The 13,179-nt window shown below is 62.8% G+C and carries 12 protein-coding genes; 4 read left to right on the top strand and 8 right to left on the bottom strand.

Annotated elements, in window-relative coordinates; all coding sequences use genetic code 11:
- Positions 1-29: 29 nt before the first annotated feature.
- Positions 30-1,043, bottom strand: coding sequence for a LacI family DNA-binding transcriptional regulator (locus ACZ6YI_RS08115; protein WP_465778176.1), 1,014 nt, complete (start codon positions 1,041-1,043; stop codon positions 30-32).
- 292 nt (positions 1,044-1,335) lie between these two features.
- On the opposite strand from ACZ6YI_RS08115, the gene ACZ6YI_RS08110 reads away from it, so the two are divergent.
- Positions 1,336-2,769 (top strand): MFS transporter, encoded by a 1,434-nt coding sequence (locus ACZ6YI_RS08110; protein ID WP_465778336.1) that lies wholly within the window; start codon positions 1,336-1,338, stop codon positions 2,767-2,769.
- Between the two features lie 341 nt (positions 2,770-3,110).
- On the opposite strand, the gene ACZ6YI_RS08105 is transcribed toward ACZ6YI_RS08110, so the two are convergent.
- The 5 genes from ACZ6YI_RS08105 to ACZ6YI_RS08085 all read right to left on the bottom strand — a co-directional run bounded on the left by ACZ6YI_RS08105 (position 3,111) and on the right by ACZ6YI_RS08085 (position 5,487).
- Positions 3,111-3,353, bottom strand: a complete 243-nt coding sequence (locus tag ACZ6YI_RS08105) for a hypothetical protein (protein ID WP_465778175.1) — start codon at positions 3,351-3,353, stop codon at positions 3,111-3,113.
- Positions 3,354-3,381: 28 nt separating this feature from the next.
- Entirely contained in the window at positions 3,382-3,579 is a 198-nt protein-coding gene (locus ACZ6YI_RS08100) for a glycohydrolase toxin TNT-related protein (protein ID WP_465778174.1), read from the bottom strand.
- A 273-nt stretch (positions 3,580-3,852) separates the two neighbouring features.
- Positions 3,853-4,308, bottom strand: coding sequence for a hypothetical protein (locus tag ACZ6YI_RS08095; RefSeq protein WP_465778173.1), 456 nt, complete (start codon positions 4,306-4,308; stop codon positions 3,853-3,855).
- Positions 4,309-4,333: 25 nt separating this feature from the next.
- Positions 4,334-4,855 carry a hypothetical protein gene (locus tag ACZ6YI_RS08090; protein ID WP_465778172.1) on the bottom strand — a complete coding sequence of 174 codons (522 nt, stop codon included), beginning with the start codon at positions 4,853-4,855 and terminating at the stop codon, positions 4,334-4,336.
- 299 nt (positions 4,856-5,154) lie between these two features.
- Positions 5,155-5,487: a hypothetical protein gene (locus ACZ6YI_RS08085; RefSeq protein WP_465778171.1), complete on the bottom strand. Its 333-nt coding sequence runs from the start codon at positions 5,485-5,487 to the stop codon at positions 5,155-5,157.
- A 126-nt stretch (positions 5,488-5,613) separates the two neighbouring features.
- On the opposite strand from ACZ6YI_RS08085, the gene ACZ6YI_RS08080 reads away from it, so the two are divergent.
- Both ACZ6YI_RS08080 and ACZ6YI_RS08075 read left to right on the top strand, forming a co-directional pair.
- On the top strand, positions 5,614-6,444 hold the full coding sequence (locus ACZ6YI_RS08080) for an alpha/beta fold hydrolase (protein WP_465778170.1): 831 nt from the start codon (positions 5,614-5,616) through the stop codon (positions 6,442-6,444).
- 112 nt (positions 6,445-6,556) lie between these two features.
- Complete coding sequence (locus ACZ6YI_RS08075; RefSeq protein WP_465778169.1) at positions 6,557-7,777, top strand: PQQ-dependent sugar dehydrogenase; 1,221 nt, start codon at positions 6,557-6,559, stop codon at positions 7,775-7,777.
- A gap of 155 nt (positions 7,778-7,932) precedes the next feature.
- Here the strand turns inward: ACZ6YI_RS08075 and ACZ6YI_RS08070 are convergent, their stop codons facing one another.
- Together ACZ6YI_RS08070 and ACZ6YI_RS08065 are read right to left on the bottom strand one after the other, a co-directional pair.
- The gene (locus ACZ6YI_RS08070; RefSeq protein WP_465778168.1) at positions 7,933-9,804 is read right to left on the bottom strand and encodes a hypothetical protein; all 1,872 of its coding nucleotides are present in this window, start codon (positions 9,802-9,804) and stop codon (positions 7,933-7,935) included.
- Positions 9,805-9,807: 3 nt separating this feature from the next.
- Entirely contained in the window at positions 9,808-12,570 is a 2,763-nt protein-coding gene (locus ACZ6YI_RS08065; RefSeq protein ID WP_465778167.1) for a caspase family protein, read from the bottom strand.
- 190 nt (positions 12,571-12,760) lie between these two features.
- On the opposite strand from ACZ6YI_RS08065, the gene ACZ6YI_RS08060 reads away from it, so the two are divergent.
- Positions 12,761-13,156 carry a nuclear transport factor 2 family protein gene (locus tag ACZ6YI_RS08060; RefSeq protein WP_465778166.1) on the top strand — a complete coding sequence of 132 codons (396 nt, stop codon included), beginning with the start codon at positions 12,761-12,763 and terminating at the stop codon, positions 13,154-13,156.
- Positions 13,157-13,179 lie beyond the last annotated feature (23 nt).

The following is a 13,179-nucleotide window of genomic DNA, read 5'->3' as shown; positions in this document are numbered from 1 at the left end:
CGTGTTCGAGCCGGGCCCGGTATGTCTCGCTATGGAGCGGCCGCGGTCGAGCCGCGAACCTGCAGGGAGAAAGGTATCTGCACCAGCCGCCCGGTGCCCTGCCCGCGCAGGTCGGTCAGCAGTTGCTCCGCGGCGATCTTGCCCATCTCGCGGCTGGGCTGCTGGATGGTGGTGAGCGCCGGCCAGAGCTGGCGTGAGAGCGGCGTATCGTCGAAACCACAGACCGATACGTCGTTGGGCACCTTCAGGCCGTACTCGCCTGCTGCCCACATGACGCCGGTGGCCATGTCGTCGTTGGCGGCGAAGACTGCCGTCGGCCGCTTCCGCAAGGAAAACAGCTGCCGTGCCGCCTCCACGCCGGAGGCGAAGGTGAAGGCGCCCTGCACCACCAGGGCGGGATCCTCGCGAAGGCCCGCTGCCTCCATCGCCTCGCGATACCCCGCCAGCCGCCAGCGGCTGGCACCATGGTTCGCGATGCCGATAACGTGAGCGATGCGCCGGTGGCCGAGCCCGATGAGGTGCTCGACCATCGCACGTGCCGCGCGCTGCTCGTCCATCGTGACGCCCAGGGTCTTGCCGCGCCGCACGGGCGACACACTGGCGTACGGCACGTTGAGCTCGCGCAGGCGCTTCAACAGGGGTGCGTAGTCGGTGATGGGTGGGGTGAGCACCACCCCGTCGGGATGGTGGTCGGAAATAAGGGCATCGACGCGCCGGATGAAGTCGCTGTCACGCATGCGCAGCGGGCGCAGCATCATGCTGTAGCGCTGTGCATCGCAGGCCTCGAGCACCCCGTCCTGGATCTCGGCCAGGTAGGTCGATGCCGGGTTGTCGTTGTTGTCGTACAGCATCGCGATCACGAACGAACGATTGCCCGCCAGGCTGCGCGCCGAGGGGTTCGGGCGGTAATCCATGGCCTCCATGGCGGCGCGCACGCGCTCGCGCGTGGCATCGGTGACGTTGGCCTCGTCATTGAGTACGCGTGACACCGTCTTGGGCGATACACCCGCCTTACGCGCCACATCTTCAAGGCGTACCCGCATGGATTCTCCGCTGTGCTTGCACTGTCGAATGACTATGCCGTCAGGATCGTCCGCTTTTCAAGCGCGGCCTCCGGCGCCGATGCTGCGATTGCAGCATGCGAGATCCGCCACGGCGTGACATAACTGTGCGCGGAGGAGGACCCCATGAGCTGCATCAACCCCCGCGCGGGCCAGCCACGTGCACGCTGAGCGTGCCCCTGACGGGTGTACCTACCCCGTACGGGACGGCGTGGAACCAGCGCAGGCCGCGGTGACGAGGCGCTCCACGCTCTCGTTTTGGCAGATCTGGAACATGTGCTTCGGCTTCCTTGGCCTCCAGTTTGGCCTGGCGCTGCAGAACGCGAATGTCAGCCGGATCTTCCAGACCCTGGGCGCCGACTTGAACGACATCCCTGCGCTATGGATCGCCGCGCCACTGACAGGGCTCATTGTCCAGCCCATCGTTGGGCACTACTCCGACCGTACGTGGAACCGGCTCGGTCGACGCCGGCCGTACTTTCTTGCCGGCGCGGTGTTCGCCTCGCTGGCCCTGCTGTGGATGCCGAACACGCCGGCGCTGTGGATGGCGGCCGGCTTGCTGTGGATCCTGGACGCCTCGATCAATGTCTCGATGGAGCCTTTCCGCGCCCTCGTCGGCGACCAGTTGCCGACGCAGCAGAGCCCGGCCGGCTTCGCGATGCAAAGCTTCTTCATCGGCGCCGGTGCGGTGGTCGCTTCCCTGTTGCCGTGGGGTCTGGCACGCCTCGGCGTCGCCAACGTGGCAGCCGACGGTGGCATCCCGGACACGGTGAAGTACGCCTTTTACGTGGGCGGCGCGGTGCTCCTTGGTGCGGTGCTCTGGACCATGTTCACCACCCGCGAGTACACGCCGGCGCAGCTACGTTCGTTCGCCGATGCCGTGCCCGAGCGGCCGCCGGTCGACGTATCGCGAGCCGTTACGCCTGGACGCGTGCTCATGCTGGCCGGTGTCGTGGTGCTGTGCGCGATCCGATATTTTTCGCTGGAGAAAGAGGTCTACCTGCTTGCCGGCGGCCTGATCGCGTTCGGCCTGCTGCTGACCTGGCTGAGCCGCACGACCAGCCACGGAATGCTGCGCGAGGTGATTGGCGATCTGTACGGCATGCCTGAGGCGATGCGCCGGATGGCCGGTGTGCAGCTGTTCTCGTGGTTCGCGCTGTTCGGCATGTGGATCTACGCGACGGCAGGTGTGACACAGACGATTTATGGCACGTCCGACACGGGCTCCGCGCTCTATAACGAAGGCGCCAACTGGGTGGGCGTGCTATTCGCCGCCTACAATGGCTTCGGTGCGTTGGCGGCCGTCGTCATCCCGCTGATGGTTCGCCGGTGGGGGTTGCGCATGAGCCACCTCGTGAATCTGTGCCTCGGCGGCGCCGGCCTGCTCTCGTTCCTGTACATCCGCGATCCACGGTGGCTGCTGGCTTCCATGGTAGGCGTCGGCTTTGCGTGGGCTTCGATTCTCTCGCTTCCGTACGCGCTGCTTTCCGATCACCTGCCGACGGCGAAGATGGGCGTCTACATGGGGATCTTCAATTTCTTCATCGTGATTCCGCAGGTACTCGCCGCAAGCATCCTGGGGATGTTGCTGCGGTTGTGCTTCCACAACCAGCCGATCTGGGCGCTTGGGCTAGGTGGGATTAGCCTGCTTGTTGCGGGGGTGTGTACGCTTTATGTGCCGGAGCCGGGACGGTCACGTCAACTATGACGCGCTGTCGAAGCAAGCACTGACGGGAGAGTTCGCATGACCGCGGTCGACGACGCTGTCAACGCCCCTTGAGCATGACAACGGCCTTCCGCAACATGTCCTCAAGTGAAGGATGATCGGTCAGGTCGGCGTCGAGGTGCGCGAGCAAATCGCCGTACAACGGGTCCGAGACGGCATCGGTTCCGGGGCAAACAAAACCGCGGGGCGCGTCATATCGACAGCCTGCAAGACACGCTCCACAAGCGGATCTTCGGTGATCGACGCACCGCTACTCCATCGATGAACCCGAGCGCATCATAAAAAGAAACGCCCGCACAAGACAGGCGTTTCCGACACAGTCATCAGCTCGTTGCCTCTACGCCGAGCCATTGGCAAAACGTGGTGTACACGAAGTCATAAGCAGCATCCACCGCATTGAAAGATGCGAGCTCATCGGGCTTATCACGTTCTACGTAATAGACCTTCCATTTATCGCCGTCCTCAACAACAGAAACACACTCGTTCTTGCGAAGAGCTCCCAATGAATAGCTATTTGGGCGCACACCAAGCTCGGAAAGCTTAGATATCAACTGATCGCGCGTCATGGATGAATCACCTTCAAATATCCGTTCTTCAACTACCACTGTAAGAATTTGGAACCTGGAACTGGGTACCCCTGCCAGGCTGCCCAAACCAAGGCAATGCCTTGGCCTGCGTTACGCCAGGAATTGGCTGTATGACCTCATACTGGAAGGCTCGCGCAGCCTGACTGCCAGCAATGTTGTTCAGGACACGGGCACGAATCGCAGAAGCATCAGGACCGCTCGCCAACGACGTATCAACGGCTGTCGTGCTTGGAACCGTTAGCGGCCTCCACCTCTGCAGCGGCCCCGGCCCCGCGCTCTCCCGCCAGGACTATCGACCGGGCTCTGGTCAGGTAGCTACGAACGTCGCCCGCCACGGCGGCGGTGCGCTCTAGGAGTATCGGCCCCTCGGTCATCGCGTGCACGGTAGCGGAAGGAACCGACTCGACGACAGTGGCTGCTTCAAAGCAGGTCGTCGACCTCCTGGGGGCCGTGGCGCAGTTTTACGCGGGCCGGACGCTCAGGCTCCCTTGGTTCTGTCCTTCTTCCCGACCAGGGTGGCGTGCCCTTCCGCTGGCATCAAAGGACGAAGCCGGGAGAAGGTTACATCGCCACCCGGTCTCGTTTCCCATATGAAGTAATACGTCATATTCGCCTTGAAATCGCCCTGAACTGAAACGGGAGAAGCCGTCATCGTTAGCGGCGGAAAGGCCACTTCGATCACATGGGTTCCAGGCGTAATATTCGCGCGTACGTAGGTCTGGTCACGCAGATCACCGACCTTCTTGTCATCGACCTTGACGTTCTTCCACCAGCCCGCGCCATACATTGCGCGATCATCCGCCGCTACGACAATGGTCGCCTTGGCCGGCGCCTCGCTGCGAGCCTCGGCAAAAGGGTCGGTGTCGTACGGAAGTGCGTGGGCGCAGCCGGCAAGAGCGCCGACCATCGCTGATACCAAAAGCAGTCTCTTCATCCCTCATCCCCCCAATCCATGACAATTAGAAGCCCTTCGTGCACAAAGGTGCTTGTTGAAGCCCGTCTTTTGAAAGTTCGAATATCTCACCTTTGGATACCCCAATTGCGGCAATTTTAATGCTGCAACCAATGGCACTCAGTTTGACATCGACCTGGTAGTTCGCACCCTCCCTGGGAGTGAGCCGCCCGGTCGTGATGCATGTGCCATCCATGCTATTGAGAAAGAAGGTGAGGAGGATGGGATGCCCGGCTGGGATGACGCGTTCCAGCGCATCCTTGGGGTCGATCCCAGGATTATCTGGCATGCCTAAAGTCGCAGGGGTGCCCAAACGCCCGATACCACCCACCATACCCAGAGAACCCGGCGCGTCACACTGCCCGGAAGGGTAGATCATGGTCTTCAGGTTCCCACGCCACCCAACCTGTGAGTCGACGATACGCAGTCGTGCGGACGGACCTTGCGTAGGGGGTTTGTAAGCGGACGCAGCACAGCCAGTCAGTGCCGAAATGGCCACGACCAGTACTAGATTCGGGATGATATTCATGTCTTCCTTGATCGTAAGTCAGTCGCGATGGTGTTCACGAGTAAGTCCAAGACCACGGCCATTCCCCAGACAGATGGCCACTCACCACCTACGTGCTAGGACTCGATCGCATGCCTGAGTTCTGCTGCCGTGGTGAACTGCCGTAACGATACGTTGAAACTATAGTCGATGTCGATCGCACGCAAGCCTTCGGGAGTCCGCTCCGCTTTCGGGGCGATATGTCGGGCCAGGAACTCTGCGCGAGGAGATCGGGTTCGCTCATCTCTCGGCGGGTACGAAGGCGTTGGCCACGGAGGAAACTAGAGGATTACCGACACATTCGTCGTCGCCTGCTTCTGCAAGTCATAGCTGCACCTGAAGGTGAAGTCATGCGCCGCCCCTGCGGTGCCACTAAACGTTCCCTTCCCGGAAACATCCGTCCTCGTCGAGCCCGCTGACGAAGCATCCGCATCGGTAACCTGCACATTTCCCGCCATCGGCTGCCGCGACCGCACCTCGGTAGCAACGCTGTCACGACACGCGCTGACAGCAAACGGGTCAGTGGACCGCTGGTTGCGTACGTCGTCGAAGGACGACTGGGCCCATGCAATGGCCGGTACGAAGAGCAGGATCGTCAAGCTGCGCAGGTTCATGGCGGTGTCCTCCCGGACAGAGCCTTGATCGTTCGCCCTGCCCGGTGGAGGGCTTGTCAGTGTTACGTGCATGGGGCGACATGGGCCACTCGCCCAGCCCGGGGCCCTGTATGACATGATTTACCGATGACCCCACCAGAAACAGGCCAGAACTGGCAGCGCGGCGCATGCGTCGTCAACGACTTGCATATCAATTTCTGGCGCTCGGGTGGCACTAAGCTACCGCTCGTCGCCCTGCACGGCCTGATGGGAAGCGGCGGCTGCCTCTTGCCGATGGCCCGCATGCTGCACGGGTACGACATCCTCCTTCCAGATGCGCGCGGTCACGGCGGGTCGTCTGCCCCGGCATACGGTTACGCGTATGACGACCTGGCCGGCGACGTCGTCGGCCTCCTCGGCGCCCTGGCGCTGAAAGCGTCCGTGCTCGTAGGGCATTCCATGGGCGGGCTGACCGCAGCGGTGGCGGCTCGTGCCCTGGGCTCGAGCCTTACTGCACTGGTGCTGATCGATCCCACGTTTATCAGCCCGGCATGGCAGCGAGAGGTGTTCGAAAGCGATGTTTCGGCGGAGCACCGCAAGTCGATCGAGTCGAGCAGGGAAAGCCTGTTGGCCGAGGCGCGAAAAAAGCACCCGGGACGTAGTGCTGAGCTGATCGAATATCTGGTCGACGCGCGCTTAAGTACCAGTCCGGACGCCTTTGAAGTGCTCACCCCTCCCAACCCGGACTGGCGAGAGCTGGTCCGTGAGCTCTGCGTGCCGACCCTGCTGTTGATCGGCGAACGTGGCGTAGTATCGCTCGAAACAGCCAGCGAACTCCAGGCCTCCAATGCGTTGCTGAGCGTGGAGCTGCTGCCCGGCGCGGGTCATGGTATGCCCTACGACACGCCTGAACGAGTCGCCTCGGCCGTGTCCGCATTTCTGGCGAACCTCCGCCCTTCGCATCCCGTCCGGGCCTGACGCGGTGGCGGCCGGCAACAGGGCTGCGCAATCCTTAAGAAACCGTCACACAGAAAGGCTTCACGGACCGCTACGATGTGAGGGGTCCCTAGAACGGAAGGAAATCATGCCGATGAAGAAGTTGGTGAACGGAGTCCTCGTCGCGGCCCTGCTGACGAGCGCCGCCCACGCGCAGACCAACGCAGGCGATCAGAAGTCCGATCCCGACCTGCCCTTCAACGTGACGCAGGTCGCCACGTTCGACCTGCCCTGGCGCATCGCCTTCCTGCCCGATAGCCGCATGCTGATCACCGAGAAGGTGGGCCGCCTGCAGCTGGTGACCCCGCAGGGCGCCAAGACCGAGGTCCAGGGCGTGCCGCCGGTGGATTTCGGCGGCCAGAACGGCATGCTTGGTGTGTTCCTTTCGCCGCACTACGCCCGCGACCACAACGTGTACCTGACCTACGTGGCGCCCGGCGACTACGGTGGCGGTCTGGCCATGGGCCGGGGGCAGCTCGTCACGGAAGGCAACCAGGCGAAGCTCGAGAACTTCGAAGTGCTCTGGCGCCAGTTGCCGACTGGCAAGGGCGGCCAGGCCGGCGCCCAGATCGCCTTCTCGCCCGACGGCAAGTACATCTTCCTGACCGTCGGCGACCGCCAGCGCTTCACGCCCGCCCAGGATCCGGACCAGACGCTGGGCAAGATCGTGCGGCTGACCCTGGACGGTAAACCCGCGCCAGGTAATCCCGGGGCCGGCAAGGAAGGCGCTCGCTCGGTGCCGTTGATCGATCCGCCGAAGAATACCGAGGCGGCGAAGACGGCTCCGGTCGTCAGCACCTACACGTTCCCGGGCCCCAACCTGGCACCCGCCGAGATCTGGGCCACCGGCTTCCGCACCCCGTACGGCCTCGCCTTCGGGCCGGATGGCCGCTTGTGGGAACTCGAGCACGGCCCGCGCGGCGGTGACGAGCTGAACCTGGTCGAACGTGGCAAGAACTACGGCTGGCCGCTGGTTTCGTACGGCATGAACTACGACGGCGTGCCAATCCCCAGCCCTGACACCCGCCCGGATCTGGTGAAGCCGGTGATTTACTGGGTGCCGGTGATCGCGCCGGGCAACCTCATGTTCTACAAGGGCACACTGTTCCCGAAGTGGAAGGGCAGCGCCCTGATCAGCGGCCTCGTCAGCATGGGGCTCATCCGCGTCACGTTTGATGGCAAGGGCGGCGCCACCGCCGTCCAGCGCTGGGACCTCGGCAAGCGCATCCGCGATGTTGAGGAAGCACCGGATGGTTCGCTGTGGATCCTGCAGGATGCACAGCCGGGTGGCCTGTTCCACCTGACGCCGAAGTAATCCGAACCAAGCCGATCGAGGAGATGGCTGCGCATCGACGTGGCCATCTCCTGCGTCGCAACTCAGTTCAGCTTGCAATCGATCGATGCAAGTTGCGCTGCAACAAGCGGCCGATAGCACCATCGCCGAAGTGAACCTTATTCTCGACCGCCGTCCTATCTCTCGCGAGGTGCGCAGAGCCCGAGGAACATGCTGCCCTTCAATACATGTCTATGCCCCTGGACACGCCAGAAAAGCTGGCCTTGCGGGCTCGTCAGGTAGGTTTCGCGCCTCGCCGTGCGGCCCGCGCCAAGCACGCCCTTTCGAATGACGTAGCGCGGCTCACCTAGTGAGTTCAGTATGATCGTGGCACCCCCACGCAGCTCATACCCGGGCATCATTCCGCGCGGCTTGACGTTACGCACCTGGACAACCTCGGCCACGGTATCGAAAACGATACGGTCATCCGGGCCAGGACGACGCAAGGTTCGAATGGACTCGATCACCGGCAGCGACACGGTGTCACCACCCAAGGCGGGGTCATCAGGTTCGGCAAGTCCAAAGGCCCGGTAATGCGAAGGCGAACGAGTCACGTATTCGCCAAGCTCACACGCTTGCGCGATATGTTCGCCAGGCGAAACAGGCAGGCCCGGATCGCCAGAGAAACGAATCCTGGAGAAGCTGAGTGACTTGAGTCGCTCCAGCGCAACGTCCGGGCTATTCCAAAGCAGGGAATCCTCATTAAGGCTTGCGACATCGCGCGGATAGATGCCTCGCTGCCGAAAGGCATCGATGAGCGCGCCTCGATAGTCCCAGTTATCCTGCGGCACCAGGACTGTATCGGCCGTGATGATCGCGCGCAGGTATTCCCCAAGCCGCACGTCCACAGGCGGGAGGTAATCGACTGCCCGGATCAGCATCGAAAGGAACTGTCGGGCCACCTCGGCGGCCTTACGCGCCAGCTCGGTGAGCAGCCCCTCGGGCAGCTGCCCCTCGGGAAGCACCCCCGTGCCCTGGCTCGCGATGCGAATGAGGGGGGCAACCTTGCGATCGAAGACGTTCACAAAGGCGTCGAATACAGCCGCCAGCAAAAGTCGACCCATATCATGGGCCTCCATGTTCTCCGCATACTGCTGCGGCGCGTCCGTGTCGATCGCGCTCCTCAGTGCTGCGCTCCCGCCCTGCGCCCGACCGAACTGCTGACCGATACTGTGGAGGTATTCGGCGCCACGCAGCCTACACCGGCATGAAACCAGTGCAGCGCGCAGCGGATCGGGATACTGGTAGTGCTGGAATAGCGCGACCAGGTCGGCGAAACCCTCGTGGAACCCCGTCATGTCCGTACTGCTGGGTTCCGAGAAGTGCGTTCGGAGTGCATCCAGCATGGCATGCGACATCTCGTGCGCCACGATGTCGTGCGAGAGCGCAGTGAAGATGATTCCCTTCGGCAGGATCCTGCCGGAAGCGATCCTGTCGGCGGCATGGAAGTAACCAAAGTTCAACGTCCCATCGGATGGGTCGTACCATGCGTTCTCACACTCGTCCGCAAACGGACGGATGCGTAGCCGCGGCGGCAAGCCATCGCGTGATCCGAACGGCCACGCGATCTGACGGCCCAGTGCCCGCCGAAATGTTGCGTGCGTGAGGCTAGCCACCGCATAGGTCATCTGCGCGTGGAACCGGGGATCTGACTCCGTAGGCGAAATGCCATTGGAGAGCAGGATGGCGTGGTCGTCCAGGTCCGCCCGAACATAGCACGAGCCGCTGCGATCGTCGCTTGAGTCGACTTCGATAAGGCGACCGGTTGGTCCGGGAAGCAATGGCTCGAAGAGAACGCCTGCGGTGGCCATCTTGCCTTCGAGCGATGCCGCTGCGGGATCAATGGCAAAGATTCGCAGGTGGCGCACCAGTGGATCGCCGGGAACGGGCTGATAGGCACCGACCACCTGCTGACCGATGCGCTTTCCCAGTTGATAACGACGGCCGAGCTGCCCATGGGCGAATGGTCGATCCTTTCCGGCCACCCAACCGTCAAGGGGCGATCGCATGGCTCAGACGCCTAGCCAGCGGGCATCACGCTGGGCCACGTCACAATCGAGCTGGGGATGTTGCCGCGCTCCTGAACCAAAGGCTTTTAGCACGGCCTCCAGGAAGCCGGCATTGGTCAGGCCTTGTGCGCCACCATTCTTGAGGACCGCATGCGCGCAACGGGTGAACTCGCCCTGTCCCCCGCTTTCCCAGGCCACTTCCTTTGAGCGGCAGGCAGCGAACGATACCTCGCGCATGCCCACAGCGGACGCTGGGGAGGAGGACGCGCGCCCCTTGAAGCCGGAGCTGATCTGGTCGCGGAACGTACGATGGCTCTGCAACTGCGCCTCGGTCGGCACGATATAGCGGGCAACACCGCCTGCGGGCAAAGCCGGCGTGGACCTGGCGGCAAAACGCGTCCCCGTGCCTGAGTGGCAGCAATCCAGCAGGAAGGTGAGTTGCACGCCCGCCGGCAACAGGGCGATCTGCTCGGCGATATCGTCGTCGATCAGGAAATGGCCCTGATCGAAATCGATAGGACACAGCGCTTCATCCAGGCCTGGTGAATCGCCGCTTGCCTCGTCTCCGTCGAGGTCGTCCACCTGGGTGCCGTGGCCGGAATACTGGAACACCAGGGTGTCGCCGGCCCGGCTTCGCGCGATCAGCGAGGACAGCTCATCGACCATGCGTGCGCGCGTCGCCTCGAGTTCGTTGATCGGCGCTCTCCCCGCGTCAAAACCCAGGGAGGTCAAGGTTGCGTGCCAGTCCTGAGCATCCTTGACGCAGCCGCTGAGCGGCGCGGTGGGATATCGGTTGATCCCGAAACAGACCGCCCGGCGCTGCCCCTTCCAGACCATGGACGAAGCCGGCGCCGAGGTAAAGCCGTTCGCTGTGCCGGGGGTGACGGGAGATGACGGAGTCGGCTCCCTATCAAACGGTTCTGGCCAATCGACTTCCGTGGCCCAGTCGCGTGCACCACGGCCCGAGGGCTCGGGCGGGAATGGAGGTACCGGTACCGTGGACTGGATGTCGCAGATGCGTCGCGCGACGCTGCCCATTGTGGCCGGGTCATCGTCGAACCCGCCGTGCGATGTCGAACAGGAAGCACTCCGTCCGGAATCGAGGATAGTCTTTGACCATACCACCTCTCCTTGCGTCGATGCCTTCCCCAGCCCAAAGTAACCCCGCAGCGCCGGGTCCTTGCGCAAGAAATCCTCCATGCCAAGGATGGGGGTCGTCGGCTGCGGCTCACATGCTTCGGACACAAGATAAAGCAATGACTTGCGATAGATGGTGGCGCAGTTGTCCGCTCGCTCCCATGTCCGGCTCATCGTATACATCGTCAAGAATGGCAGCGGTGCGCCCGAGGCTGCCATGCTGGTCGTGTAACGCTTGAAATCCTCGCAAGTGATGGCGGGCGCGAGGAACTGCAGCGTCTTGAACTTGACTCCATTCTCCGCGCACACCGGCAGAAACTGGCACTGGAAGATCGAACCCGCGCTGTGACCGACGCCATGGAGCTCGACCAGGTCCGGGTGCTCTTTGATGAATTGGCCCACCCGCTGGGCCACATAGCGGGCGCCTCCACCTTCCGCGCTGGCGAGCGCTGCCGATGCCTTCATCGCGCCCCATATTCGCGGCGCCTGCAGAGCACGCGCCAGTGCTTCGATCGCGGGATCGGTTATCCAGTCCGCCAGGTCGCGTCGTCCGGCGGTTGCCCGACCGTGCGCCTTGAATAAGAGATCAGCCAGCGTCTCGAAGAGACCGGTTTCCCAGATGAAGAAAATGGGATAGACGTCGTTGTCCAGCCACCATTGTCGCGTCCTGTTGGCCCAGGCCAGTGCCGCAGATTCCTTGACCAGGCCGCCATGTGCATAGAAGACCACGCGAGCGCGCCCTTCGGCGGACGCATGGGCGCGCACCCACCGCGCAAGATGTGTATCGAACAGCGCGTCCACGTCGCCCTGGGTCGTAGTCATCAAACCATCGGCCGAGAATGTTCCCATGCGGAGGTTTACGACGTGTGGCCTTAGCTCCTCAATTTCGTCCGGACTGAGCTTATCGTCCGGGCCACGAGTTGCGCCGCCTTGTGGCGCCGTGTCTCGCGCCCCGTCACCGTAGTGAAGTTCGGCATCGGGCGAGTCAACCAGCCGTCCGACGGATGGCTGGGTAAGCAGTTCCAGGGCGCGATCCACGGCGTCGTTGGACGCAAGGTAGGAAGCCGCAAAGGGGCCTGAGGCTGTACTGCGCTGGCCGGATGGATGCACAGGGGGCGCGTGGGCGGCCACGTCCTGGAGAAAGGCTTGCCTGTCGATACCGGTTCCCGGACAGCTCTTGGCGGACATCTGATTATGGAAGCGCAGTTGATCCGGCTGGAGGCCAAACTTCACCTGTACCAGGCGGATCACGTCCAGGACTGCGTCGCGCTGTGCTCCGGTCAGGGTATCCATACCCCGGTCGAAATCCCCCACAGTTTCGAACATGAATGGCCCGTTGTGGACGTTTCCGTTGAATCCGGTCGCACTTGCCGGCGGCTGGTTCCAGTTCCGGCCCGTCCAGATACAGCCCTCCGGATCGATCGTCACGTGCTGGGCGATATCGGAGAAATGTCGCTCTTCCGTATGAAAGCGCCACATCGCTACGATGGAATCGTGGCCGCGGAATTGTGCATGGTTCGGTCGCCACGTGTGGTGCATGTGCACTTCGGTGATGCGCCGAGTGAAGGGAAATCGGGAAAGGAGTTCAGCGAACTCGGCAATGGACAGGCGTTGGAAAGGCGCAGGCATGCGACGACTCCCGTGGCAGGTGCGGATGGAAGCATGCGCCAGTGAATGTCGATCGTCATGGCTGAAACTACCTAGAACCAAACGCCTATCGCTTAGGTTGTAGGCCTGGACTGGCAGGGGTACCGGGCCTGCTTGGGCAGGGGGCCATTCCCTCCAATACGACAGCCAGTAAGTCAATCATGCTCCTGATATGAGCGATGAGCAGGCCATCCGCCAGGCACTCGATCAGCACTGGGCTGCGTCAGCCGCGGGCGATCTCGCGGCCGAGCATGCGATCTACCATGAGGACGCGGTGTGCGAGTACCCGCAGTCCGGCGAGGTGATTCGCGGCCGGGCTAACTTGCAGGCACTGCGTGGCCATCATCCCGGCAAGCCTTCAGGCTTCCAGATTCGCGCGATCACGGGCGACGGCTCGGTCTGGGTGACCGAGTACCAGATCCATTACCAGGGGAAAGTCGCCTTCACCGTCAGCATCATGGAGTTCAGGGACGACAAGGTCGCGCACGAAACGCAGTACTTCTCGGATCCGTTCGAGGCGCCGGCGTGGCGTGCGCAGTGGGTTGAGGTCAGCGGGCGGGATAGCTGAAGCAGCCGGCTCGACTCAGTGCG

The organism is Luteibacter sp. NPDC104163 (genome assembly GCF_055584245.1).
Note: the sequence above shows the minus strand (reverse complement) of the source record. Positions and strands in the feature narration are given on the sequence as shown.

Excerpts from the sequence above, each read along its gene's own strand:
- ACZ6YI_RS08060 (WP_465778166.1), top strand. The coding sequence starts at position 12,761 with ATGAGCGATGAGCAGGCCATCCGCCAGGCACTCGATCAGCACTGGGCT.
- ACZ6YI_RS08080 (WP_465778170.1), top strand. The coding sequence starts at position 5,614 with ATGACCCCACCAGAAACAGGCCAGAACTGGCAGCGCGGCGCATGCGTC.
- ACZ6YI_RS08065 (WP_465778167.1), bottom strand. The coding sequence starts at position 12,570 with ATGCCTGCGCCTTTCCAACGCCTGTCCATTGCCGAGTTCGCTGAACTC.
- ACZ6YI_RS08095 (WP_465778173.1), bottom strand. The coding sequence starts at position 4,308 with ATGAAGAGACTGCTTTTGGTATCAGCGATGGTCGGCGCTCTTGCCGGC.
- ACZ6YI_RS08090 (WP_465778172.1), bottom strand. The coding sequence starts at position 4,855 with ATGAATATCATCCCGAATCTAGTACTGGTCGTGGCCATTTCGGCACTG.
- ACZ6YI_RS08075 (WP_465778169.1), top strand. The coding sequence starts at position 6,557 with ATGAAGAAGTTGGTGAACGGAGTCCTCGTCGCGGCCCTGCTGACGAGC.
- ACZ6YI_RS08110 (WP_465778336.1), top strand. The coding sequence starts at position 1,336 with ATGTGCTTCGGCTTCCTTGGCCTCCAGTTTGGCCTGGCGCTGCAGAAC.
- ACZ6YI_RS08105 (WP_465778175.1), bottom strand. The coding sequence starts at position 3,353 with ATGACGCGCGATCAGTTGATATCTAAGCTTTCCGAGCTTGGTGTGCGC.
- ACZ6YI_RS08070 (WP_465778168.1), bottom strand. The coding sequence starts at position 9,804 with ATGCGATCGCCCCTTGACGGTTGGGTGGCCGGAAAGGATCGACCATTC.
- ACZ6YI_RS08115 (WP_465778176.1), bottom strand. The coding sequence starts at position 1,043 with ATGCGGGTACGCCTTGAAGATGTGGCGCGTAAGGCGGGTGTATCGCCC.
- ACZ6YI_RS08085 (WP_465778171.1), bottom strand. The coding sequence starts at position 5,487 with ATGAACCTGCGCAGCTTGACGATCCTGCTCTTCGTACCGGCCATTGCA.